The sequence below is a fragment of the Mesotoga sp. HF07.pep.5.2.highcov genome, assembly GCF_003666285.1.
Lineage (GTDB): Bacteria > Thermotogota > Thermotogae > Petrotogales > Kosmotogaceae > Mesotoga > Mesotoga prima.
In genome coordinates, this window is the sequence record NZ_JFHJ01000304.1 from 1 (window position 1) to 24,385 (window position 24,385).

Consider the following 24,385-nt stretch of genomic DNA (forward strand, 5'->3'; position numbering starts at 1 on the left):
TCATTGCACTTTCGGGATGTGTTTTTCGACGGTATTCAGTTGTAGTGAGCTGTACACCGTTGATTGAAAAGATCGAAGTAGGAAACAGAGAGAGGGAGCTGCCGTACAGCTTTTCTGCCAGAAAGGGACAGAACATAGTTGTAAAGGCACCGCTCGTTCCCGGATATGACTTTGAAGGTTGGTTGATAAACAATGAACTGAGACAAACGGCGGAGATCGCAGTTGAAATAGAAGAAAACACAACAATTAAAGCGATATACAGCCCAAGACTTGTTCACGAGATTACGTATGGAGGTTCAGGCTATGAAAATGGGACCGGCCTGGTTGTCGAAAACTCAAATGAGATTTTAATAGGAATCACTTCAAGTTCCACCGACAGCTCTCTTATTCTCGAAAACAAAGGCAAGAGTGACTTTTGGATTCCTTTTCTTCAATACGAATCAAATAATTATGTTGTGGAACCACAGTTGTGTTATGGAGGAAGCGATGAGGAGTCACTTATGGATACAGTCAGAATTGCTGGCGGTTACGTATCGGCCGGCTGGTCGGACTCAAGTGATATAGCATATTCCGGAAGCGGTTATCCATATCATGGGGGTACTGACGGATACGTTATTATGATGCACAACGATGGCTCACTCAGATGGCAGACTTATATAGGTGGAAGCGGAGACGATGAGATTCGTTCGGTGAATACCACTATAGGCGAGAAGCTTATAATCACAGGGATTACAGGTTCTTCAGACTCGAATTTCGCAAACAGCGGCTACCACGGGTCAAAGGATGGTTGGGTAGCGTTGATGAGCTCCAGCGGTACTCTCATCACAGACCTCATTAAGGTCTTTGGTGGCAGCGCGGAAGACGGTCTTCTCTACGCAATGCAGACAAAGGAAGGTGGATACATCGTCTGCGGATACTCGACTTCTTCCGATGGAGATCTAAATTCACTCAGCAGATCGACGGGCGAGGACTTGTGGGTTCTCAAACTCGATTCTCAGCTGGAAATTGAATGGCAAGATCTCTTCGGCGGGCAGAACGATGAACGTGCCAATGTGATAAAAGAGGTTAACGATGGATATATAGCAGTTGGTTTCACTGAATCTGCCGGAGGCGACATCAATGAGAACAAAGGTGGGAAAGATCTCTGGGTACTGAAGTTCTCTTCTGACGGTGATCTGGAGTGGAGCAAGACATATGGTGGCAGTGAGGACGATGAAGGGTTTGACGTCGTTCAAACTGCAGACGGTGGATTTGCAATATGTGGTTACACTGACTCTTCAGATGGCGATATCCTTCACGAAAATAGAGGTATGAGAGACGTTTGGGTTATAAAGCTTGGGTATGACGGTTACCTAGAATGGGAAGCTACTTTTGGCGGGTCCGAAAATGATTTTGCGAGAAGAATAAAAGAAACCGAAAAAAGAGAATTGATAGTAATTGGCACAACTTCTTCATCAGATCGCGATATAAAACGCCCGATACAAGGTCCTTCCGATGCGTGGTTACTAAGGCTTGGAAGATAAGTTCCGTTTGCCGGTGTGCAGTTGAAAGCCAACAATGTTCTTGAAAGCGAGATAATTTCCCTTCTTGAAGAAGGGGAACTATGTCCCGTCTGCAGATCTATGGAGAAATCAGTTGATGGGTGGATTGTCGGAGCCTTTTCCAACCTTCTTCACAACGAAGATGCTCGAATGGAATTGATGAGAAATGGGCTTTGCACAGTTCACTTAAAGAGAATTGTGGAAGTAGCAAAAGAGAGATCCGAAGTAGGATCCCTTGCAGTCTCGATAATGTTTAGAGAGATTCTTGCTGCTCAAATTCCGTGGCTCGATGGAAAAGATGTCGGATTCTTGTCTAGAAAAAAGCCGAAATCTGGGAGCTGCGTTCTGTGTTCCGTGGCCAGTAATAGTGAGAGAATCTATCTTTCTGCCTTCGTGAAGTTTCTTCAAAGAGATGAAGTACAGAGGTCATATGAGAACTCCAGATCCGTCCTTTGTGTGAATCATTCAAGATACATCATCAAGAACATGAGAAATTCATGTGGGCAGTGGCTAGCTGAAACCCAAAGAAATAAATATGAGGACCTCACAGCAGAGATCGAAAACTACATTTCTAAACATGATTACAGAAACACAACTCCCGTTGGGCAGGAAAGACATGCGTGGTTAAAGGCATCTAAGTTGATTGGGGAAAGGGATGCAAATAACAGTTAGTGAAAAGAACAAAAGTCAAACCTCACTAGTTCTCTGCCAATTAAATGATGCAGTGAAGCTATTCTGGCCTGTCTTGATCGTTTAGAATTGAGAGCTTCTGGTGTGCACCTTTATTTTGCTGTTCTGTATCGGTGATTATTCCTCAGTAAACTGGAAAGGCCCCTCACGGGGCCAGTTGCAGGAAAGCGCTTCCGTTGGAAGCCTCCGGGGTGACTTTATGCAACTCGGTGCATAGTTTTTGCTTTTGCCTTTCAAAGGTTCTTATCGAATCCTTCTAGTACAGTTCTTTACTCTGGAAGTCTCTTTTCCCGTTTAATCTTGTGGCAACAGGAATTACTGAGAGCCCCCGTGGTGAATTCTTAATCACAAACCGAACGACGCTTTAAAAAGACTTGAGTAGAACTCTTTGCTGAACTTTCTATATTTACTATCATCGCGAAAATATTCTCTGTTTTCAGGGATAATTATATCTATCTTTTCAAATATGATCTCTATATTCATACTATAACCAAAAAATTGATCTTGTCAAGTCACAAATTCAATGAAATTATGTAATTATTTAAATATTTCTTGATCCATATTCTCAAGAATTGGATATATATCTTATCCGTGAAGGTCGGTGAATCACAACTTTTCCCTCGTAACATTTGTTACTGCTGTAAATAACGATTTGGGATACGCTCTTTATGAAGACAATGAGGAGGTGAAATGATGAGTGAGCTTTTCAACAAAGAAGAGTTTCTTAAAGGATTGATCAGAAAGCTTCATGAAGAGCCCGATAAGCTTGAGAACATTAGAGAAGATTTCATGAGAGTTGTAAGAGAGCTGACACCTGTAGAAATAGCACAGGTCGAGCAGAAACTTGTGGAGGAAGGTATGCCTCCCGAGAGCATCCAGCTCATGTGCAACATCCATCTTGATGTGTTCAAGGAGGCTCTGGACGAAGACAGTCTTCATGTCGACTCCTGGCATCCTCTTCACATATTGATTGAAGAACACCGCGACATTCTTAACAGGACGAAGGAATTGAGAGATTTGACCGGGAAGATTATTGCTAGAAATTACGATAGCGAGGACATAAGAAGGCTTCAATCTTCAATACAGTATCTCGATAGTTTAGAGGCATATTTTTCCAAAGAGGAGAACGTGCTTTTTCCCTATCTTGAAAGGCACGGTCTGGTTCAACCTCCTGCGATCATGTGGAAGGAACATGACGAAGTTAGAAACCTACGAAAGAAGATGAAAATCGAATATGAGAACCTTAAGAATGGAGACCCAAATAAGGTAAACGAGCTCGCAATAACAATTAGCGAACTCTTCACAAATCACATCTACAAGGAACACAAGATTCTCTTTCCTTCGGCGCTTAAGCTGCTTTCAAAGAATGAGTGGGAATCTATTCGAGTGGAGTTCGATGAAATAGGGTACTTTTCATTTGAGCCGATGCCCTTCGTTTTCTCTGAAGAAGTATCAAAAAACAACGGTGTTGAAGGGCTAGTAAATCTTGGAAGTGGTTTTCTGAAGGTAGATCAGTTACTCTTGATGTTGAACAGCCTTCCTTTTGATATTACTTTCGTTGATGAAAACGACACTGTCCGGTATTTCAGTGAAGGGAAGGAGAGAATCTTTGTTAGAACTAGAGCAATAATCGGTAGAAAGGTTCAGAACTGTCATCCGCAGAAAAGCGCTCACGTTGTGAACAGGATCCTTGAAGATTTCAAGAATGGGGTACGTGATGTTGCAGAATTCTGGCTTAATCTTGGACCAAAGATTGTTCACATAAGATATTTCGCTCTGCGGGATACATTAGGAAAATATGCGGGAACACTGGAAGTGACTCAGGAGATCTCTTCTATAAAGGCGCTTGAAGGAGAGAAGAGGATTTATGATCCTCTTGATTAGCTAAAAATCGACTAAATCGAAAACCCCATGCAGATATTGTAGAATAGAATGTGCTTACCATCATCTTCATCTTGCTTTCGGAGGTATTGTTATGATTCGGAGAGAAATGGGAAAGACTGGAGAAAAGGTATCTGCCTTGGGTTTTGGTTGTATGAGACTTCCCACGCGTGACGATCAATCAATAGACGTGGATGAAGCCACAAGAATGTTGAGATTTGCTATAGATAACGGTGTTGACTATGTCGATACTGCGTGGGGATATCACAACGGACAAAGTGAACCCTTTGTAGGCAGTGCTCTTCAAGATGGTTACAGAGATAAGGTAAATCTTGCTACTAAGTTGCCCAGCTGGCTTATCAAGAGTAGAGAAGATATGGACTACTATTTGAATGAGCAACTCAGGAGATTGAGAACAGATGTAATTGATTTCTATCTAATCCACGCGTTGAACAGAAGATACTGGAAGAATCTCAAGGAACACGACATATTCGAGTTCATGGATTCTGCTCTTGCCAGTGGAAGGATCAGACACATAGGGTTTTCCTTTCATGATACTCTTGATGTCTTTAAGGAAATCATCGATTCTTACGGCTGGGAGTTCTGCCAGATTCAGTACAATTTCGTAGATACGGAGCACCAGGCCGGTCTAGAGGGTTTGAAATACGCTGCCGGTAAGGGAATCGGAGTAGCTGTTATGGAACCTCTTCGGGGTGGAAAGCTTGCCACGAATGTAAGAGATGACATTCTTTCGATTTGGAACTCCTCGGGAATCGATCGGACGCCGGCCGCCTGGGCGTTGAGATGGGTGTGGAACGACCCGGATGTAGGTGTTGTTCTGAGCGGGATGTCGACTATGGACCAGGTAAGGGAAAACATTGAGACAGCAAGAGAGGCAAGTCCGTATTCCATGAGCTCTTCTGAACTGACTATTGTTGATAAAGTCAGGGAGGAGTACAAAAAGAGGATAAAAGTGAGCTGTACGGGTTGCAGCTACTGCATGCCTTGTCCCACTGGAGTAGCGATCCCAACTTGTTTTGATTTCTTCAATGATGCGTACATGTTTGACAGCATAGAGGATCATAAAAAAGCTTACTTGAGATCTGTCAAGAAAGAGAACAGAGCTTCACTTTGTGTCGAGTGTGGACGGTGTGAAGAGCTTTGCCCCCAGAACATTCCTATAATTGAACAACTTAAGGAAGTCTCTTCACTATTTGAATAACTGCAAAAGGATCAGTGTTGTGTTTGTGTCTGTACTCTGCCTTTTTCAGCTCGAGTGCTATATAATAATGCCGTGAACGAAATGAAAAAAACCTGTCGGGGAGGTTGTACTGGATGACTGGAATAGTGCTGGCCGCTGGCCAGGGAAAGAGAATGAAATCAAGATTCCCGAAAGTGGTTCACAAGATTCTTGATCGGCCAATGGTAAACTGGGTCATTTCAGCGCTCAGACAGGCCGGTTCAGACAAAATCGTTGTGGTCACCGGTTTCGAGGCTGCTATGGTTGAAGCCGTTCTTGACAAGGATATCATTTCTGTTAGGCAGACCCCTCAACTCGGCACGGGGCACGCCGTAATGACGGCGCTCGATTATCTCGACGATGAAGACATCATTGTCATTGCTGGAGATGAGCCGCTTGTCCTACCATCGACATTGAAAAAGCTTGTTTCAAGAAGGATTGAAGGGGATTTCGATGTTGTCTTTCTTACTATGAAGCCTGCCGATCCGACGGGATATGGAAGAGTCGTTAAAGACGGCAAAAAGATAAAAATAGTGGAACACAGGGATGCCGATTCGGAAACAAGAATGATTAATGAAGTAAATTCCGCTATATATGCTTTTAAGGGGAGTTTTCTGAGTTCAGCAATCAAGAGTTTGTCCAACAATAACGATCAGAACGAGTACTATCTCACGGATACGATTTCGCTTGCCGGTAAAGCGGATACTATAGTTGTTGAAGATGCTCAGGAAGTTCTTGGTGTTAATGACAGAATTCAGCTGGCCCAGATAAATAAGATTGCTCAGAAGAGAATCAATGAAGAACATATGAGAAACGGGGTCACGATAGTCGATCCTGACACCTGTTACATTGGCCCAGAAGTTGAGATCGGTGCTGACACTGTTATTGAACCCATGGTTTTTCTTTCAGGAAAGACGCGAATCGGAAACTGCTGTTCTATTGGGCCGTTAACAAGAATTGATAGCTCAGTTATCGGAGACGATGTTGAGATATTGCGTTCTGAAGTATCGAATGCAGAGGTTCATTCTGGCGCAAGAGTCGGGCCTCTTTCTAGGTTAAGACCCGGAGCTGTAGTAATGAATGAAGCACATGTTGGCAACTTTGTGGAGCTGAAGAAGACGATTCTTGGCAGGGGATCAAAAGCACAGCATCTTACATATCTTGGTGATACTGATGTAGGTGAGGGTGTAAATATCGGTGCCGGAACGATAACGTGTAATTATGATGGGAAGAGGAAACACAGGACGGAGATCGGAGATGGGGCATTTATTGGCAGCAATACTTCGCTTGTCGCCCCGGTAAGAATTGGAAAAAACTCTGTGACTGCTGCCGGTTCAGCGATAACCGAGGATGTTCCGCCCGACTCACTCGCATTCGGTAGAGCGAGGCAAGTCGTCAAAGAGGGGAAGTATTCAAAAAATAGAGAGCAGGAGGAGAACAGCTGATGCCGTATCAGACTAACGAGATGAAAGTATTCGCTGGCTCTGCGAGTCTACCGCTGGCAGAGAAAATCTCAAATTACTTGGGAATCAGACTCGGAGACTGCAGGACAAAGAGATTTGCGGACGGAGAGATCAATCTGAAAATCGATGAGACTGTAAGGGGCCATGATGTATACATAATTCAATCCACATGCAGTCCTGCGAACGAGAATCTGATGGAGCTCCTAATAATGATAGATGCCTTCAGGAGAGCTTCGGCTCATTCTATTTCGGCCGTAATCCCCTACTATGGATATGCGAGACAAGATAGAAAGGCTAGAGGTCGGGATCCTATAACTGCTAAACTTGTGGCAAATCTTCTCACGACTTCAGGAGCAAGCCGTTTAATAACTATCGATTTGCATGCAGAACAGATACAGGGGTTCTTCGATATTCCCGTAGACAACCTCTGGTCTTTTCCTGCATTTCTGAAGTTCTTCAGTCAGAGTGCCTTTGATCGAAATGAGATGGCGGTGATTTCACCGGACATTGGTGGAGTAAAACGCGCAAGCAAATTTGCTGCAAAGCTGGGTGTACCGCTGGCAATTTTGGACAAGAGGAGACCCAAAGACAACGTTGCGGAAATGGTTCACATAATCGGCGATGTTGAGGGAAAGACAGCAATAATCTTTGATGATATAATTGACACCGGTCGTTCACTAGTCGAAGCGGCGAAGATGCTAAAATCCAACGGCGCCGATAAGATATTTGCGTGTGCGACTCATGGAGTTTTTTCCGGTGATGCTAAAAAGATCATTGCCGAGTCAACGATTGAGAAGGTCTTCATAACAGACACGATTTACCATGATGACCTTCCCGACAACATAATGATGTTATCCATCGCGCCGCTTCTGGCGGAGGCATTGACTCGTGTAAGAAAAAATCTTTCGGTGAGTATTTTGTTCAGATAGAGGAGGGAAACAAATGCACGAAATAAATCTCGTTGCTGAACTTCGCAACGGTGAAATGAAAGCAAGGAGCCTGCTGAACCAAGGGAAGATTCCCGCGGTAGTTTATGGTCCTGAACTGGAGACAGTTCCTGTTAGTCTGGATAGGGTAGAGATCTTGAGAATCATGAACAGGATTGCCGAGACTACCTCGGTGGTTATTTCTATCGATGGAAAGGAATATCATACCTTTCTCAAGGGTGTTCAGAGAGATAAAGTAACCGACTCGGTCATTCATCTAGACTTCTACGTTCCTTCCAGCGGTCACAAGATGGAACTCCGAATTCCGATAAGATTGAAGGGTACCCCGATAGGCGTTGAAAAAGGTGGAATAGTTGATCATATCATCAATGAACTACCCGTTTCGGTTCTCCCAAAGGATATTGTGGAAGAGATCATTGTTGATGTAAGTTCCTTTGATGTAGGCCATGTTCTGCGAGTTGGAGATCTTGAGATTCCCGAAGGAATAAAACCTTTGCTTGACGATGAAGACGCGATCATGCTCATAGCCCTTCCGAGAGCGGCAAAGGAAGTCGAAGAGGAAGAAGCCGAAGAGATTGAAGAAGGTGTTGAGCCCGAGGTAATAAACAAGGGTAAGAAGGAAGAGGAAGAAGAGGAGTAAGAGTGTTTCTCTTCGTTGGACTGGGAAATCCTGGCCCACGTTATGCGCTAACAAGACATAACGTGGGCTTTCTCTTCATAGATCAGATGGCTAAGCTTGGCCTAAGGAAGACAGTGCAAAAGAGACTGTATGAAGCACATCTTCTTGAGGGAGAAGGGAAAGTCTATATTGCAAAGCCACTTACTTTCATGAATTTGAGCGGAGTGGCCGTAAGACTTCTCATGAAAGACCTCAATTTCGAAAAGAAAGATACGCTGGTTCTAGTGTATGATGATGTATGGATACCTCTTGGTAGGATGAGGATAAGAGAAAGCGGTTCAGATGGCGGGCACAATGGTCTGAAATCAGTGATTTCGGAGATAGGAACTCAGAGCTTCCCCCGAATCAGAATCGGTGTGGGACCCCTTCCAGAGAACGGAGATATGGTAGATTATGTTCTCGGTAAATTTAGTGGTGATGAATACCAGAAAGTCAGCAAGGTAATCGGCTTAGCTGTCTCCGCTGCAAAGGAGCTTATCTCCGGTGATATTCGAAAGGTCATGACAGCTTACAATGGAACTGAAGTAGATTGATTTTCATCTGAAGCCTTCCAAAACTCCTTAAGTCGTTTTTTAGTCTAGGTTTAAGCGATACCCTTCCAAAGTCTTTAGCTTCAAAGGAATTATGACACTGAATTCATTTCTCGATCTGGGAGAAGTACGTTGAAGTTTGTCCTTCAAGATTTGCGAGATGAAAGAGCTTTGCAGATGAATAACCGCTTTATAAAACAGAAGCCCGCAAGCTTACAGTTGAATCCATACGGTTTTGAAGGGAGTAAATTGGAAGTGACTCAGTAGAGTGACAACTAAATGTTGGCTGATTTTCCAGCGTTGCCTGTGTGAAAGAGATTCCTGATTCAGAAACATGAGTCAAATGAGATGCCCGAAATTCCCCAAATCGTCAAGGTGAGTCTGCACCACTTCCTTTGTGCGATATGAGATTATCAAGAACTCACCGCTACATTTGCAGGAGATGCGACAATTATAAAACTGAATCTGTTCAGCTGCGACTTATGGGTTGTCACCATTGAACTGTGGCAATCGGGATGCTTGTACCTGAGTTAAGAGCAGAACGAAGAAAGAGAGATACGCACAGCTAAAGGCAGAAAGATTAGATATTCTGTTTGCTCTTCTTGAGGCTGTACATTTCATCTCGCAGGATTGCAGCGTCTTCAAACCTCAACTCTCCGGCAGCTCTTATCATCTCTTCGTTGAGTAAGGCGATGTAATCCTCATAGTCTAGAGACTCTTTCAACGCCATCACTCCTTCAAGATAAGTGGCTCTTGCCTTATCTTCCCTCTCTTTGTCAAGATTCTCGCCAGCAAACTCCTCGAAGATGTTTCTATACAGAGGTTTAACGATGCTCTCGGGTGTTATATTGTGTTCTTTGTTAAATATCAGTTGTTTCAGCCTTCTCCTGTTTGTCTCATCAATTGCTCTTTTCATTGAACCGGTCATGGTGTCGGCATAAAGGATAACCTGACCGTTGACATTCCTCGCGGCTCTACCGATTGTCTGGATCAGTGTTGTCTCAGAACGAAGGAAACCCTCCTTGTCGGCATCCATTATTGCTACAAGTGAAACTTCTGGTAGGTCAAGACCTTCTCTGAGGAGGTTTACGCCAACGACAACTTCCACGGTTCCATCCCTGAGTTTTCTCAGTACTTCCACTCTCTCGATTGCGTCGAGTTCAGAGTGTAGATACTCCGATCTGATCCCCACTTCATTCAAGTAGTCGGAAAGCATTTCTGCAGCCTTCTTTGTAAGAACAGTTACCAATGCTCTTTCATTTCTCTTCTTTACTTCTCGCATCCTTTCAATGAAGTCATCTACCTGGCTTTCGGTTGGATGAACAATAACCTCGGGATCTACAAGACCGGTAGGCCTTATAACCTGATCTATAATTCTAGTCGAATGCTCAGCTTCGAAATTTCCCGGGGTTGCAGAGACGAAGACAATCTGGCCGACCGTGCTTAGAAATTCTTCGAATTTCAGCGGGCGATTGTCAAATGCCGCAGGCAGTCTGAATCCGTAATCCACAAGGTTTTTCTTCCTGGAATAATCTCCTCTGTACATCGCTCCCAGTTGTGGAACCCCAATGTGAGACTCATCGATAAACGTAATAAACTTTTCTCTGTCAAAGTAATCAAGCAATGTATATGGTTTCTCTCCAGGCATTCTCCCATCGAAGAATCTAGAGTAATTCTCTATTCCTGAGCAGTAACCGACACTGGAAAGCATTTCCATGTCGTAAGTAGTTCGCTGTCTAAGTCTTTGCGCCTCCAGGTACTTTCCTTCCCGTTCTAGCTGCTTTACCCTTTCTTCAAGCTCATTCTCAATGTTCCGCATAGCACCAAGAATCTTATCCTGAGTTGTGACGAATTCTTTAGCAGGGTAAACCGTTACCATGTCTAGCTCTTCAATCGTCTTTCTGTTGATAGGATCGAAGGACACAATCCGTTCTATTTCGTCATCAAAGAAGTACAGCCTAATCCCAAAGTCTTCGTATGGGGGGAAGATTTCAAAAATCTCTCCCTTCACATGAAAAACTCCACCTGCCGATACATCTTCGGAACGATTATACTGAATGTTAGCCAGCTTGAGCGCAAGCTCCTTGCGATTGATACTCTTCCCGCGTTCGAGGAAAATATTCATTGTTGCAAAATCCTTGGGATCGCCGCTGGCATATATCGCGGAGACGCTCGCAAGTACAACCGTATCGTTTCTGGTCAAAACGGACTTCAAAGCCGAAATTCTCATTCTCTCCAGTGTCTCATTGATCTCTGCCTCTTTTTCTATGAATAGGTCCTTTGAAGGTATATAAGACTCAGGCATATAATAATCGTAATAACTTATGAAAAGCTCGACTTTGTTCTTGGGAAAGAAGGTCTTGAATTCTCTGTACAACTGAGCCACGAGGGTCTTATTGGGTGAAATGACTATTGCAGGTCTCTGGAGAGTGCTTATAACGTTCGCCATTGTAAAAGTCTTCCCAGAACCAGTAACACCTAGAAGAGTCTGAAACCTATCCCCACTCTTGAGTCCGTCAATAAGCTTTTCGATTGCTTGCGGCTGATCGCCTTGCGGACTGTACGAGGAATCCATTTCGAAGAGCAAAAGATCAACTCCTTTCAATCTTACCGGCAAACAATTTTACACCATCAAAACCCATTGCTTCAATGATGCGATGACTTCTTGCCTGTCAACAAAAGGTCCCCCGTTCAAAAAACTGCTGGCGAATCATCCGGTAGAAATGGTTTTGGATTGTGTGGGCAACAAGAAAAATATAAGCAAATCTCCGGAGGGATATCTTCGATCATTCTTTTCTCTTTTGCTGTTGCAGTCTTTCAGTTTGATTGGCAAGGGGCAAATTTGTGTTTTCAAGAAGCATGTAAATGCTCGACTACTTACGGATCTCCTTCAGTGCTTTCTTTATAAGATCGTGAGTATCGATTTCCCTTTCAGCCTTCAGAATCTCTATAACTACTTTCCTCGACTGGTTTTCGTCGAAACCAAGGGATGTAAGTGCCGCAACAGCTTCTTCACCGTGCGACCTCTCAACACCCGGAATGGTTTGTTCGTCTGTAATTCCAGAAGTGTCTACCAACGAGGCGAGCTCAACGATCATTCTTTCCGCAGTTTTCTTTCCAATGCCGGGAAGGGAAGACAGCTCTGCCGCATTCTTGGTGGAAATAATATGCTTAATCCTTGAAGGAGAGGCCGAAGAGAGAATCTTCATGGCGGACTTAGGTCCTATCTTGCTTGCCCTCAACAGTATATTGAACAACTCTTTCTCTTCTTGATCGTAGAAGCCATACAGCTCAGGCGGCCTATCCTGTGAGTAGGCCATGAACGTAAGAAGATAAACGTCCTTTTCGACCGGAAGCTTGCTGATTGTGTTCGGTGTGCAGTTAACTTTAAAAAACAGACCTCCGACCTGTATGACAATTTCGGTCTCTCTTATTTCTCTTACGCGACCCTCAATACCTTCCAGCATGCTCACTCACTCCAGTTAAGAGATTTCTTATCTCGCTTACTAGATATAGAGACCCGCAAACAAGAAGCGAATCGGAGATTTCAAGCGCCTTGTTCATGGCAATCTCATGTTCTTCCACGAATTGAACAGATGAACAATACTTGCGCCAGACATCGGCGACCTTCTCGGGATGTATACTTCGATGGTTTGGAACCCTGCACACAACAACACTGTCGGCAATTTCTGAAAGCACTTTGATATTGGTTTCGTAGTCTTTGTCGTCTAGACTTCCGAAGAGAAGCGTAAGCCTTTCACCTGGAAAGTACTTCTCGACAGTCCTCCTGAGAACTCTGGCTGCATCGGGGTTATGCGCGCCGTCAAGTATAACTGACTTGGAATCTTGAGAAAAGACTTCAAATCTTCCCGGCCATGAGACAGATTTCAGCGCCATCCGCAGTTTCTCTTCATTCAAACCGCTTCGAATCTCTCCCATTGCAATCTCTGACGTCTTGATTGCCAAAGCTGCGTTTACAGTCTGATGTTCACCATTTAGATTGATCTGTAGGTTTTCAAAGTTATTACTTCCAGTGTAGTCAAATATATTGCGATTTAGCGCATACTCTCTTCCAGTCGCGTCGAAATCCCTTTTGTAGAAGAAGTATGGTGAATTCATGCTTCTTGCCTTTTCAGAAACAACTCTTCTTATTGCGGGTCTTGTTATACCTGAAACGACTGGACATTCGAGCTTGATAATGCCTGATTTCTCGATAGCAATTTTTTCTTCAGTATCCCCAAGAATTCCCGTATGGTCCAAACCTACGCTTGTAACAACAGATACGAGAGAAGAATCAATTACGTTGCTAGCATCAAATCTTCCACCAAGGCCGACTTCGAGAACGACTACATCGCAACTCTCTTCCTTGAAGTACTGAAATGCAATTGCCGTTACCACTTCGAAAAAACTCGGCGCGTATTCTTCGCCTTTTCTGTCCATCTTTTCTAGAGCCGGTTCTATGTTCTTCAGGATTCTACAGACATCACCTTCCGATATGTACTCGCCATCGACTTGAATCCTCTCCCTGAAAGTTGTAATGTGCGGAGAAATGTTCAGCCCCGTCTTCAGCCCATGAGAAGACATTATTGACCTCGTGATTGCCGCAACACTTCCCTTGCCATTTGTACCTGTAATATGAATGATCGGATACAACTTCTGAGGATTGCCAAGCCGTTCAAGCAGTTCTCTGATCCTGAACAGGCCATACTTGATCTTTCCATAGGGCCTTGAGTTGTAAAGATACTGAATTGCTTCCGAGTATGTTTTCATTTGAGATCTTCTATTATTTTCTCAATTCTGCGAATATTATCCTTGCTTGTCGCGAGCCTTTCTCTGTTTTCAGTAATCACCTCTTCGGGTGCATTTCGAATGAAGTCACCGTTTTCGAGCTTCGACAAAGTTCGGGCAAGATCGACCCTTTCCTTCTCTAACTTTCCCGTTAACCTCTCGATCTCAGCATCGGTATCGATCTCTCCCAGGACTACATACAACGTGTTCTCTGCATCTCCCCAGGCCGAGACGCTTCCGGAGGTCTTTTCTGCCCTTCTATCTATTTCGTTTGAATTGGAAAGATGTGAAACAAGTTCAACGACTTCCTGATTCAGGACTTCACCGATGTAGTAGACAGCGGTTTTCGAAGAGGGGGGTATGTTCATCTCTGCCTTGATGTTTCTTACTCCCCTAACCATGTCCATGATTCTCGAGTACTCCACTTCGGAAGGATTGTCAAAGCTTGATTCATCAAACTCTGGCCACCGAGCAGTTATCAACAATCCATCGGAACCGGGAAGGTTCTGCCAGAGCTCTTCAGTAATGTAAGGCATGAAGGGGTGGAGCATTCTTAGAGAAGCGTCAAGAGTTCTGACCAGAACATTCTGAGCAACGATTCTACTCCTGCCTTCTCTGTTCAATCTTGGCTTAGTACTCTCTATATACCAGTCACAGAATTCATTCCAGAAAAACGAGTAGATCATTTTTGAAGCACTGGGAAAATCATAGCCATCAATCGATTCTTCAACCGCTTTTACAGACTTCGCCAGTCTTGACAGAATCCAGCGGTCCTCAATGGCGAGCTCTTCCTCATCGAGATTAACCTTTTCAAAACCTTCCATATTAAGCAATGCAAACCTTGCAGCGTTCCAAATCTTGTTTGCGAATTTCTTGTAAATGTCGAAAAACCTAACGTCCAGTTTTATGTCGTGATTTTGAGCAGCCAGAATCGCAAGTGTGAATCGCATTGCGTCTGTCCCGTGCTCTCTGATAACGTCAAGTGGATCTATACCGTTACCCAGCGACTTCGACATTTTTCTGCCATTCTTGTCTCTTATTAAGCGTGTTATGTAGACATGATTGAAGGGTTTTTCTCCCATGAAGTGATATCCGGCCATTATCATCCGGGCAACCCAGAAAAATATTATGTCAAACGCGGTTACAAGAACACTTGTGGGATAAAAGCTCTCCAAATCTTCAGTTTTTTCCGGCCAACCTAGGGTAGTGAATGGCCAGAGCTGAGAAGAGAACCAGGTATCGAGAACGTCTTCGTCCTGTCTGATATTCTTTGAACCACATTTTGGACAGACCGACGGATCTTGCTCTTCAACGATTACTTCATTACAATCATCACAATACCAGACGGGAACTCTGTGGCCCCACCACAATTGACGAGAAATGCACCAGTCACGAATCTCGTTCATCCAGTTCAAGTACACTTTTTTCCAGGTTTCCGGAAAGAAGGTTACACTACCCTCTTCCACGGCTTCTATGGCTTTCTCTGCAAGCGGTCCAACTTTTACGTACCACTGGTCGGAAAGACAGGGTTCTACTACGGTCTCGCATCTATAACATCTGCCGACGGCGTGGACCATGGGTTCCACCTTGATCAAGAATCCCTGCTCTTCAAGGTCTTTAACTATCTGTTTTCTTGCTTCATATCTGTCAAGACCCTTGTACTTACCGCCATTTTCATTGATTCTTGCATCTTTGTCGAGGACTTCGATTACTTCAAGTCCATGCCTCAATCCAATCTGAAAATCATTTGGATCGTGTGCTGGGGTAACTTTTAGTGCACCGGTCCCAAACGACGGATCGACATATCTATCCTGAATAATGGGAATCTCCCTGTTCATTAGAGGTAGTATTACTGTTTTTCCGACTAAGCCTTCGTACCTATCATCTGAAGGGTAAACGGCCACAGCGGTATCTGCGAGCATAGTCTCAGGTCTTGTAGTTGCTATAATTACGTACTCATCGCTGTCTTTTATTGGGTATTTTATGTGGTAGAAGGCGCCTTTTTCGTCTTCATGTTCAACTTCCTCATCGGAGAGGACCGTTGAACACCTCGGACACCAATTTACAATATACTTCCCCCGATAAATCAGCCCTTCCTTGTATAGCATTACAAAAGCCTTCCTTACGGCTTCACTCAGGCCTTCGTCCATAGTGAACCTCTCTCTAGACCAGTCAACTGAGCAGCCCATGGCTTCTATCTGTTCGCGGATTCTCTGCCTATATTCCTTTGCCCAATTCCAGGTAGTCTCAAGAAATCTCTCGCGTCCGAGTTCTTTGCGGTTTGTTCCTTTTTTCGCCAGATCCTTTTCGACGGCATTTTGAGTTGCAATGCCTGCATGATCTTCGCCGGGAACCCACAGCGCCCTGTATCCTTTCATTCTCTTGAATCGAATTATTATGTCTTGAATAACCAGATTGAGTGCATGCCCCATATGAAGAGGGGCAGTGATGTTTGGCGGAGGAATCATTATTGTGAACGGCTCACCCGATCCCTTCGGTTCGAAAAAACCGCCTTCTTTCCAGCAGGAATACCACTTTTCTTCAAGATCAGAAGGATTGTACCTGGTGCTCAATTCCTTCATCTAAACTACCTCCTTACGGGTCTCAGGCATTTAAATCGAATTATATCACGAAGTAAAACCGCTTAATGGGAGATGGCGTTAAGATGTGGATTAGGAGTTAATGTAGTAGAATGATACTGGTGAGTTAGATGGTTGAAGAGGATCTGTCGGCCTATAAGAAAATATACAAAATGGTCAGGATGATTCCTGTTGGAAGAGTGGCGACCTATGGCCAAATTGCTTCCCTCGTGGGCAAGTGCTCTGCTAGAATGGTCGGCTACGCCATGGCGGGTATTTCAGACGAGACAATCCCGTGGCAGAGAGTTATCAACTCAAGAGGGAGAATAAGCATTAGGGATCCTAACGGGTACACACTGCAGAAGGCTATCCTTGAGAGAGAGGGTGTTCATTTCGACGAAAGCGATACGATCGACCTTTCTGTATTTGGTTGGGAAGGCCCCGAAGCCGAATCTGCGAAAGACTGGTGATTCTTTGCGAGTCTCATCCCCGCCAACTGTCTGCACCTAATAGCACAATGTAAGAAGTCTATGGTGGCCCCTGGTGCTTGCACTGCGTTATCTAGGAATCCTTCCCCGTAACGTGAACTGTCAGGGTGTGATACTTCTCTACCTCCTTTCCTTCAAACTCACCGAAAAACCTGAAGATGATCGGATAATCTCCAGTCTCGATCGGTGTCCACGTAAAGATGCAGTGGTCGTTTTTTACTTCGAGCGATCCCTGTGGAGATAGGAGCTCAACAGTACTTTCTGACTTCCAGATCCACGCATGGTCACCGAAAGACCACTTGTCAAAGCCTACATATGTCCACTCTGCAACTAAAGAGTTGATCCTGAATTCTACCTTGTCACCAACCATGGAGGTGATTTCTGGTACGGGAATGGTTCTCGAGAATTGCTCAAAGGAGTTTAGATAAAACATATCTTCCCAGAAGGGAACGATGTTTCTTCCGGCACTTTCATATGCCTTTTCAACTACACCGACGCACGAATAAAGATCTCTGTCGGTGAAGGGAAGATCCCAAAATCCCGACCAGGCAAAACCAACCGACCACAGAGCTCCTTTCTCTGCAGTCTCGTACATGAACCTCGAAATCTTCCTTCGGTCTTGCGGTGAAATTTCTCCCGGGAACCTTCTGGCTCCAGAAAAACTCGTTGCCCAGTATCTTAGCCAACGAGACTCATAAGTATCGTAGTTGAAAAGGTTGACATAAGAGTGATTTTCAATATCATTTGGAAAGATAAAAACCCCCTCCTCCACCAAATTGTACCCATGACTAAGAAAGGGATAAGATTCTCCGAAGGTCACCTCATTGTTGAAGCCAAGTTTCTCGTCGGTCATAGCCGTTTCATAATCAACTCCAAGATATACGGCAGAGTGAGATGGGATCCAGTTAGGCCCTATATGGTATAGGAGATCTCCTTCAAGTAGGAACTTGCCGGGAAGATGTTGGGCCGTGTAGAGTGCATCTGCCCTAGATATAAGAAGGCAATAAGGTAGTTTGGTGAACCTTACTACAGTCGAAAGAGAATCCTTAATGAATTGCGCTTCGTATCTCTCTTCGGTCGGTACATAAGAGGTTTGATTCAGGATTGGCTGTACTATCAAGACCTGATCTGCTTCAATTCCGAGAGCTTCGTGAGAGAGATGAAAGATCGGTCCTGGAGCGCTTGCGGTTCCTTCACGAAAGAGAACTAGCAAGGTTCTCTCCGATATGCGCTCTATTTCATAGGGAATTGAGACCTCTTTCTGGACGTTGCTGAAAGAAATCTTGACACCTCTTGTTAGCTCAAAACAATTCTCACCTGGGATAAGCTCGAGGTGTGAGTGTTCTGTTTCAAACCGGATCAGACCGGTACATCCCGAAATACTCAGGATGATGAAAATAATCAATACGGTAAACGAAATGCGGCTAAGCATCTTTATTCTTTAGTTTACCATTAAGAGAGCGAATGGGAGATCAAAGGTGTGGTAAATTATACTGTGAAGAACAGGAGGCGCGATGAAGAGACTACCTAGATCAACATCTGTTGCAGCGGGCACTATAGCGATTCTTACCTTTTCGATCATATCGAAGGGGATGGGTTTCTTCAGGGAGATGCTGGTTGCCGGACTATTCGGTACTTCAGCAAATCTGGATGCCGTTTTCGTTGCCATGACTCCGGCGACCACGCTTTCAGGTATAATCGCGGGTGCACTTGCCGCAATCTTTGTCCCCGTCTACCATTCCATAAGGAATGAAGACACTGAGAGATCAAAAAGATATGCAGGCGCGGTCCTTATCTCCGGTTCGCTGGTTTTTTTATCAATGGGGATAGTCTTTCTATTGATTCCCGATCTTGTGATTCGGCTCTTTGCTCCTGGTTTTTCGAGCGAGATAGTAGCATATGCTTCAAGGAAGCTAAGATACTTATCGATATATCCTCTTATAGGCGGACTTGAAAGCATATTGGGGGCAGTTCTTAAGTCAAATAGAAGGTTTGTGCAATACGGTTTGTCACAGCTCTTCTTCAACGTGATTGCAATTCCCGTAATACTATTGACTTCTCCCTTTCTTTCTGAAGCATCGTATATACTGGCTTGGTTGCTGGGTAATGCGATCACCGTACTGGTATATCTCATACAATCGAGAGATCTTTTTACCCTAAGGGTCGGCAAGGGAACGTCAATTGTCGAGACGCTTTATCTCAGTCTTCCGCTGATCTTTTCGGGAAGTCTTGGAGTGATAAACAACATGGTTGACAAAGCCTTCGTATCTCTTCTTCCACCCGGTCGGGTTGCCTCTTTACAGTACGCGCATACACTTCTCGGACTGATTACCTTTACGATTTCTGCCTTTCAGATGACGGCATATACAGAGCTATCGGAACTTATAGTATCAGGTGAAAGAAAGAGAGTTGAAGAGCGCCTGAGAAAGACCGTTACAACTTCTCTGAATATTTCCTTGCCGCTTACAGCGTGGATTATTATGATGGCCGAACCTCTTGTGAGAGTGATTTATCAACGTGGGGAATTCGATGCCGGTTCAACTAATCTCGTTAGCATGGCACTTATCGGTTACGGCGCACTAATAGTTCTATCACCTATAGCGCATACATGCTCCAGTTATTTCACGGCAAGAAAGAAACTGAAGTCCATCACATTAGTGGCGGTCTTCTCGATTTTCTTGAACGCACTCTTCGACTGGCTTATGCTAGAACCGTTTGGTCATGCTGGAATCGCGGCTAGTACTTCATTAGTGGTTTTGAATGCTACGTTGATATATGTTCTGCTGATTGCAAGGGAAGGCCTGAGATTCATGCCTTTGAAACGGATAGTGAGACTTCTCGGGTCGTCAGTTGCAATGTACCTGATTGTTCTGTTTCTCAGGAACAACGTAAGTACTTGGATTTGGCTTCTTGTAGGCAACGGACTTTTCTTATGCCTGTTCTTGGTTAGTGCAAAGAGCGAAATGAAAGCGATGATGTCAAGAATCTCTTTGTTCTTCAAGAGAGTATAGCCAAAAAGAACTATGCTCTGTTGTGTTCATATGTTTTCCATAGGTTTTCTAAGTGTGCGGAGGAATTATCATGAGAGAAGTGGTGATACTTGGAGCCGGACCAGCCGGCATCTTTGCAGCGATAAATTGCACAACAGAAGGAAGAAATGTGACGATCATTGAAAAGACGAGTTCCGCCGGAAAAAAACTGTTGATTTCTGGAGGCGGACAGTGTAACTTGACAAATGCGGAATCGCCATCTCTTATGCTGAAAAGATACTTTGGTGCTGGACGATTTCTTAAGCCTTCATTGATGGCTTTTGATTCTCAAAAGCTGATGGATTTCTTTGAGCATCGTGGACTCAGGCTTCACACAAGAGAAGACGGGAAAGTCTTCCCAGTTACCTATTCTGCGAGAGATGCACTTGAAGTGCTGCTCAAGGAATGTGACAGGCAGGGAATAAAAATAGTCTATAACTGCAGAGCCAAGGACGTTATTCAATTCCCCTCTGGCGGGTTCTTGGTAAAGACGGAATCAGATTCGATTAATGCAGATTATCTTCTTATTGCTACGGGAGGAAAGAGTTATCCGGAAACTGGGTCAACTGGTGACGGATTTGCTCTTGCTAAGAAACTTGGACACAGTCTATCAGAGCAGCGGCCGGCGTTGACTTCAGTCACAATTAGGAATTTTGGTTTCGGTGATCTGTCGGGAATCTCCCTCAGAAATGTTGAAGTATCTTTATGGAGAAATTTGAAGAAGGTTACGACCCGGGTTGAAGATCTGCTGTTTACTCATGACGGGTTTTCTGGACCTGTTATCTTACATCTCTCAAGAGAAGCCTCGCCTGGTGACATAATCAGATTGAACTTGAGCGGTCAGTTACGCGAGAAACTTGAAGCCAATCTCATCTCCCTCCTTTCAAAAGAAGGAAAGAAACTCGTGAAGAATGTCTTGGACGAGTATGGTCTACCTGAAAGATTGCTGTCGAAGATCATTGATCTTGCCGGAGTTGGTGAAAGAATATGCTCCGAAGTCAGAAAGGATGAAAGAAAATCGTTGGTTACTGGATTATGCGAGCTTGACTTCGAAATAGAACGGGTCGGAGACTTCACTAATGCTATGGTAACAAGAGGAGGAGTTTCGTTGTCTGAGGTCAATCCAAAGACAATGGAATCTAGAATTGTGAACAACCTCTTTTTTGCAGGTGAAGTTCTCGATTTTGATGGAGAGACGGGAGGTTACAACCTTCAAGCAGCCTTTTCAACCGGATATGTTGCCGGGAGGACAATAAACGCAAGAACATCTCGGGTAGAAAACAGATGAAATAGAGCATGCAATTTTCTACTCGAAGAAGAAAACGATATGTTAGTATGATGTCAGGTTGTTGGTTATGCTGTTAGGGCTTTTGTCTGGAGTTGTCTAGAAGACTTGAATTCTCGAAACGTAGTTCTCGTAATTCGAATTAGAGATTTGTTTACGTTCTCAATGTCTCGCTTTCGGAGGTGCATTTTGGAAGTAAAAAAGCCAAAATGGTTTGACAGCTGGATAGAGATCGATGAGAGTTATTTGAAAGTCGCGGGAACAAGCTGGAGACTGAAAGCTAATGCTCCAAAAAAAGTGAAGAGAGAATATCAGAGACTTTTGAAGCAAATTACTGGAAATAATGATTATCCTTATTCATGGAAACATGAGCGCTGAATCTTTAGAATCCGTAAGCTTTATTAACCGGATTTATGGCTCATTAGACAGATGGGAGGGTGTGATTTGAGCATTACTACTGGCACAGGAGATAAAGGTGAAACGAGTCTTTGGAGCGGGGAGAGAGTGAACAAAGACAGCTTACGTGTTGAAGCATACGGGACAGTGGATGAATTGAGCTCTTTTCTTGGTGAAGCCAAGCATTTCGTGTCGGAGGAAATCGGCCGCCACATCGTGTCTATCCAGCGATTTCTCTTTAAACTAGCCGGTCAACTTGCGTCGAGAGACATGCAATACGTCGAACCGATAGTCGAAAACGATATTGTTGCGATCACTGAACTTGTGCACGAGTTCGAGTCGGTGGTCAAACTTGACGGATTTGTTATTCCTGGAAGCACTATAGGTTCTTCAAAGATAGACATTTGCAGAACAGTCGCCAGAAGGGCTGAAAGACGCATCGTTGCGCTTTCTAGAGTAGAAACAATCGATACCACGCTGCTTAAGTACATTAACAGGCTCTCTGATCTTCTCTTCATCTTTGCGAGGTATGAAGAATACAAGGCGGGGAAGATTGTTTATAAGAAAGACATAAAGTGAGTTTATCGATAGCTTACCCTGGCAATACCATCCTTCATGCATGAACCAAAACCGTAGGCCACTGAGCTGGTGTCCATTCCAGGAAGATAAAAAACCGTTATCATTTCGTCAACGTCCTGACCGGAGGTCTCCCACAGTTTGCGGGTAATTTTCTGGAGCTCGGCTTCGCTTACAACTGATTTCTTCAGTTGAATTCTTGCGGTGCGCCTTCTCCAGGCCTTTCCAAAATCCCTCACGGTTACGACTGAATAAGCGTCTTCCAGATTAGACTTCAACTTTAAAGTCTCCCTCCGAATACGATGGAAATATTATACAACATGTTACAAAACAATTCCAACTAGTACAAATAATCTGGTCGGTAATTACTTCTATACAATTCGCATACTAAACTATTCGGCATCGCTTCACTGAACGATGGAAGAGAGGAGTAGCATTCCGAACGAGCTTCATTGCGTAATCGTAAGTAATGCTCTTAGGAACTCCACCAAAACAGCAGCCTTTGTAACAAAAAAAGATTGATGCTATATGGCGCTGAAGGTTCAAGCTTTCTTTGACATTAACAAGAGCTTCGGGAGCTCCCTAGCCGATATTGCTTCTTCAGACGCCGAGAACTTTCTTACAAACGGGGCAGAAATATACCACATTTTTGCTGAACTAAAAGCCTGGTCCCTTTGTTTTGTAGTAAAGCTCTGTGAGCTCTCCCTCGCAATATGGGCACTTCGGCGTCAGGTCGTCTCTTCTTAGCAGATTCATTTCTTTCAGCTCCTTTCAATTCGATCTAACTATCGCATGGCAACTGCAATTCCCAAAACAGTTACCTGGTCTGTAACACTAATCGATTATGAGTTTGAGATAGCCCTTTGTTCTGACGAGAATCTCTTGAACGATTTCTCTGAAGAGAATACCACTCGTAAGCGTTTCGGTCTTTACCAGTTTGCAAAGGGATATTTCGATTTCTCTGCATAGTTTAGTAGTTTCCGAAAGTTCCTCATAGCTCACGGAGCTTGAAAACATTAGATCTCTCATCGCCAAAATCCCAGTTGTTTTCGTCAGAGCATCTCCCCAAAGAGAGAACTCAAATATCCAGGGTTCGATCTCACGGATCAGATCAGCGGGTAGCCTTTCATTTAGCGCTTTTTCCGATCCTGAGATCTTTGTTGCTTCGTCCAAAAGGATTTCATAGACCTCAGTCCATCTGTTTTTTGATAAGAGTTTGCTCAAGTTACTTGTGAGTCCTGTAAGTCTCTCGGAGTGGGTAGTGTGTACGGGACTTCGAAGATTGTATTCACAGAAATGGATCATCTCTTCTTCACAACCCGGTGCAATCTCGGAGATTGCTCTCCTCCAGGATAAGTCAGAATCATAGCGATAAGGGTCTAGAAGGAATTCCGATGCCGAGAAAATTGCGATTTTCGAAGCTAAAGGTTGAATCATGGGGTTTAAAACTATACCCTCCGCGTGATTGACAATGTTCGGGTCTCTGCCTTCATAAGGACCTACATGAAGCTCTGGTACCATAGAAGCATCGTTGACAGGATAATTATCCCACAACAGGATCTTCCTTTGGAAGGCATTCTCGGCCAACTCTGCATTATCTGCACTTAGAACATTAGAGCAAACGTCGGGCCCGGTCCAAAGGATTGAGATATTCCTGTCTAGTTCTCTTCCAAGTGTCTTCATATACTCGGTTGCTTCGCGACCGCAGTACTGAGTGGGACAGATCATAAACCGGGAAGGAGTCTTGAGCTTCTCGTTAATGCTTTTGAAAACTGAATTTGTGAAATGTGCCTGTGCCGATGAGAGGGAAGAGAAAGTGTTCCGATCTTTTTCATAAATCAAGGTTTCCGGAATATCATCATAAAAAAGTCCAAAGGAACGGATACCCGCATCTGCCAACCTCATTAGCTTTTCTACCATGGTATTTACATCTGAATTGCTGGAATACGTTATATTCAACCCGGGACTCACCGCAAATACTATCGATATTCCACGGGATTCCGCTTCTTGAACCAGTATAGAGAACTCTTTGAAGAAGTTTTCGTCATATTGCTCACGCCAGCGCTTTCTGTGTAGCTCATCGTCCTTTGGAGCATAGATATACGTGTTGAAACCGTGATCTCCAAGATACTGAATAACTTCTCTTCTCATATCCATTGTCCACGGTTTGCCATAAAAGCCTTCAACTACTCCCCTGATCTCAAAAGCCATAATTGTTTTAGCTCCTCTCGTTCAAACTGCTTTGGCAACCCTTTCTACATTATCATTATTCC

General features: G+C 44.1%; 20 protein-coding genes. 13 read left to right on the top strand and 7 right to left on the bottom strand.

The window, feature by feature from the left end:
• Window positions 1-2 precede the first annotated feature (2 nt).
• The 8 genes from BG32_RS06525 to pth all read left to right on the top strand — a co-directional run bounded on the left by BG32_RS06525 (window position 3) and on the right by pth (window position 8,974).
• Window positions 3-1,523, top strand: a complete 1,521-nt coding sequence (locus tag BG32_RS06525) for a hypothetical protein (RefSeq protein WP_259459569.1) — start codon at window positions 3-5, stop codon at window positions 1,521-1,523.
• 15 nt (window positions 1,524-1,538) lie between these two features.
• Window positions 1,539-2,213 (top strand): DUF6062 family protein, encoded by a 675-nt coding sequence (locus tag BG32_RS06530; RefSeq protein WP_099772171.1) that lies wholly within the window; start codon window positions 1,539-1,541, stop codon window positions 2,211-2,213.
• Window positions 2,214-2,921: 708 nt separating this feature from the next.
• Window positions 2,922-4,115: a DUF438 domain-containing protein gene (locus tag BG32_RS06535; protein ID WP_259459570.1), complete on the top strand. Its 1,194-nt coding sequence runs from the start codon at window positions 2,922-2,924 to the stop codon at window positions 4,113-4,115.
• 91 nt (window positions 4,116-4,206) lie between these two features.
• The gene (locus tag BG32_RS06540; protein WP_099772173.1) at window positions 4,207-5,334 is read left to right on the top strand and encodes an aldo/keto reductase; all 1,128 of its coding nucleotides are present in this window, start codon (window positions 4,207-4,209) and stop codon (window positions 5,332-5,334) included.
• A 113-nt stretch (window positions 5,335-5,447) separates the two neighbouring features.
• On the top strand, window positions 5,448-6,797 hold the full coding sequence (gene glmU, locus BG32_RS06545; protein ID WP_099772174.1) for a bifunctional UDP-N-acetylglucosamine diphosphorylase/glucosamine-1-phosphate N-acetyltransferase GlmU: 1,350 nt from the start codon (window positions 5,448-5,450) through the stop codon (window positions 6,795-6,797).
• On the top strand, window positions 6,797-7,744 hold the full coding sequence (locus BG32_RS06550) for a ribose-phosphate pyrophosphokinase (RefSeq protein WP_099772175.1): 948 nt from the start codon (window positions 6,797-6,799) through the stop codon (window positions 7,742-7,744). The genes glmU and BG32_RS06550 overlap by 1 nt, the downstream gene beginning before the upstream one ends.
• A gap of 13 nt (window positions 7,745-7,757) precedes the next feature.
• Window positions 7,758-8,402: a 50S ribosomal protein L25 gene (locus BG32_RS06555; protein ID WP_099772176.1), complete on the top strand. Its 645-nt coding sequence runs from the start codon at window positions 7,758-7,760 to the stop codon at window positions 8,400-8,402.
• A 2-nt stretch (window positions 8,403-8,404) separates the two neighbouring features.
• Window positions 8,405-8,974 carry an aminoacyl-tRNA hydrolase gene (gene pth / locus BG32_RS06560; RefSeq protein WP_099772177.1) on the top strand — a complete coding sequence of 190 codons (570 nt, stop codon included), beginning with the start codon at window positions 8,405-8,407 and terminating at the stop codon, window positions 8,972-8,974.
• A gap of 577 nt (window positions 8,975-9,551) precedes the next feature.
• Here pth and uvrB read toward each other — a convergent pair.
• The 4 genes from uvrB to BG32_RS06580 form a co-directional block, all read right to left on the bottom strand.
• On the bottom strand, window positions 9,552-11,546 hold the full coding sequence (uvrB, locus tag BG32_RS06565) for an excinuclease ABC subunit UvrB (protein ID WP_180274850.1): 1,995 nt from the start codon (window positions 11,544-11,546) through the stop codon (window positions 9,552-9,554).
• A 298-nt stretch (window positions 11,547-11,844) separates the two neighbouring features.
• Window positions 11,845-12,438 carry a Holliday junction branch migration protein RuvA gene (ruvA, locus tag BG32_RS06570; protein WP_099772179.1) on the bottom strand — a complete coding sequence of 198 codons (594 nt, stop codon included), beginning with the start codon at window positions 12,436-12,438 and terminating at the stop codon, window positions 11,845-11,847.
• A complete protein-coding gene (locus BG32_RS06575; protein ID WP_099772180.1) occupies window positions 12,422-13,741 on the bottom strand; it encodes a folylpolyglutamate synthase/dihydrofolate synthase family protein in 1,320 nt (439 codons plus the stop codon). Before BG32_RS06575 ends, ruvA begins: the two co-directional genes overlap by 17 nt.
• Window positions 13,738-16,341, bottom strand: coding sequence for a valine--tRNA ligase (locus tag BG32_RS06580; RefSeq protein ID WP_099772181.1), 2,604 nt, complete (start codon window positions 16,339-16,341; stop codon window positions 13,738-13,740). Before BG32_RS06580 ends, BG32_RS06575 begins: the two co-directional genes overlap by 4 nt.
• A gap of 128 nt (window positions 16,342-16,469) precedes the next feature.
• Here BG32_RS06580 and BG32_RS06585 point away from each other — a divergent pair, with 128 nt between their 5' ends.
• Window positions 16,470-16,808, top strand: coding sequence for an MGMT family protein (locus BG32_RS06585; RefSeq protein WP_099772182.1), 339 nt, complete (start codon window positions 16,470-16,472; stop codon window positions 16,806-16,808).
• Between the two features lie 91 nt (window positions 16,809-16,899).
• Here BG32_RS06585 and BG32_RS06590 read toward each other — a convergent pair whose 3' ends face one another.
• Window positions 16,900-18,039 (bottom strand): hypothetical protein, encoded by a 1,140-nt coding sequence (locus tag BG32_RS06590; RefSeq protein ID WP_257211986.1) that lies wholly within the window; start codon window positions 18,037-18,039, stop codon window positions 16,900-16,902.
• A gap of 301 nt (window positions 18,040-18,340) precedes the next feature.
• Here BG32_RS06590 and murJ point away from each other — a divergent pair, with 301 nt between their 5' ends.
• The 4 genes from murJ to BG32_RS06610 all read left to right on the top strand — a co-directional run bounded on the left by murJ (window position 18,341) and on the right by BG32_RS06610 (window position 22,115).
• On the top strand, window positions 18,341-19,837 hold the full coding sequence (gene murJ, locus BG32_RS06595) for a murein biosynthesis integral membrane protein MurJ (protein WP_099772184.1): 1,497 nt from the start codon (window positions 18,341-18,343) through the stop codon (window positions 19,835-19,837).
• Between the two features lie 70 nt (window positions 19,838-19,907).
• Window positions 19,908-21,143 (top strand): NAD(P)/FAD-dependent oxidoreductase, encoded by a 1,236-nt coding sequence (locus BG32_RS06600; RefSeq protein WP_099772185.1) that lies wholly within the window; start codon window positions 19,908-19,910, stop codon window positions 21,141-21,143.
• Window positions 21,144-21,329: 186 nt separating this feature from the next.
• On the top strand, window positions 21,330-21,518 hold the full coding sequence (locus BG32_RS06605) for a hypothetical protein (RefSeq protein WP_014730711.1): 189 nt from the start codon (window positions 21,330-21,332) through the stop codon (window positions 21,516-21,518).
• 66 nt (window positions 21,519-21,584) lie between these two features.
• Window positions 21,585-22,115, top strand: coding sequence for a cob(I)yrinic acid a,c-diamide adenosyltransferase (locus BG32_RS06610; RefSeq protein WP_099772186.1), 531 nt, complete (start codon window positions 21,585-21,587; stop codon window positions 22,113-22,115).
• 2 nt (window positions 22,116-22,117) lie between these two features.
• Here BG32_RS06610 and BG32_RS06615 read toward each other — a convergent pair whose 3' ends face one another.
• Both BG32_RS06615 and BG32_RS06625 read right to left on the bottom strand, forming a co-directional pair.
• A complete protein-coding gene (locus BG32_RS06615) occupies window positions 22,118-22,390 on the bottom strand; it encodes a hypothetical protein (RefSeq protein WP_039883013.1) in 273 nt (90 codons plus the stop codon).
• Between the two features lie 556 nt (window positions 22,391-22,946).
• Window positions 22,947-24,323 carry a protein O-GlcNAcase gene (locus BG32_RS06625; RefSeq protein ID WP_121526595.1) on the bottom strand — a complete coding sequence of 459 codons (1,377 nt, stop codon included), beginning with the start codon at window positions 24,321-24,323 and terminating at the stop codon, window positions 22,947-22,949.
• Window positions 24,324-24,385: the final 62 nt, after the last annotated feature.

Coding starts and splice junctions, on each gene's coding strand:
- BG32_RS06585 (WP_099772182.1), top strand. CDS start 16,470: ATGGTTGAAGAGGATCTGTCGGCCTATAAGAAAATATACAAAATGGTC.
- murJ (WP_099772184.1), top strand. CDS start 18,341: ATGAAGAGACTACCTAGATCAACATCTGTTGCAGCGGGCACTATAGCG.
- glmU (WP_099772174.1), top strand. CDS start 5,448: ATGACTGGAATAGTGCTGGCCGCTGGCCAGGGAAAGAGAATGAAATCA.
- BG32_RS06625 (WP_121526595.1), bottom strand. CDS start 24,323: ATGGCTTTTGAGATCAGGGGAGTAGTTGAAGGCTTTTATGGCAAACCG.
- BG32_RS06555 (WP_099772176.1), top strand. CDS start 7,758: ATGCACGAAATAAATCTCGTTGCTGAACTTCGCAACGGTGAAATGAAA.
- BG32_RS06600 (WP_099772185.1), top strand. CDS start 19,908: ATGAGAGAAGTGGTGATACTTGGAGCCGGACCAGCCGGCATCTTTGCA.
- uvrB (WP_180274850.1), bottom strand. CDS start 11,546: ATGGATTCCTCGTACAGTCCGCAAGGCGATCAGCCGCAAGCAATCGAA.
- BG32_RS06540 (WP_099772173.1), top strand. CDS start 4,207: ATGATTCGGAGAGAAATGGGAAAGACTGGAGAAAAGGTATCTGCCTTG.
- BG32_RS06575 (WP_099772180.1), bottom strand. CDS start 13,741: ATGAAAACATACTCGGAAGCAATTCAGTATCTTTACAACTCAAGGCCC.
- BG32_RS06550 (WP_099772175.1), top strand. CDS start 6,797: ATGCCGTATCAGACTAACGAGATGAAAGTATTCGCTGGCTCTGCGAGT.
- BG32_RS06535 (WP_259459570.1), top strand. CDS start 2,922: ATGATGAGTGAGCTTTTCAACAAAGAAGAGTTTCTTAAAGGATTGATC.
- BG32_RS06580 (WP_099772181.1), bottom strand. CDS start 16,341: ATGAAGGAATTGAGCACCAGGTACAATCCTTCTGATCTTGAAGAAAAG.
- ruvA (WP_099772179.1), bottom strand. CDS start 12,438: ATGCTGGAAGGTATTGAGGGTCGCGTAAGAGAAATAAGAGAGACCGAA.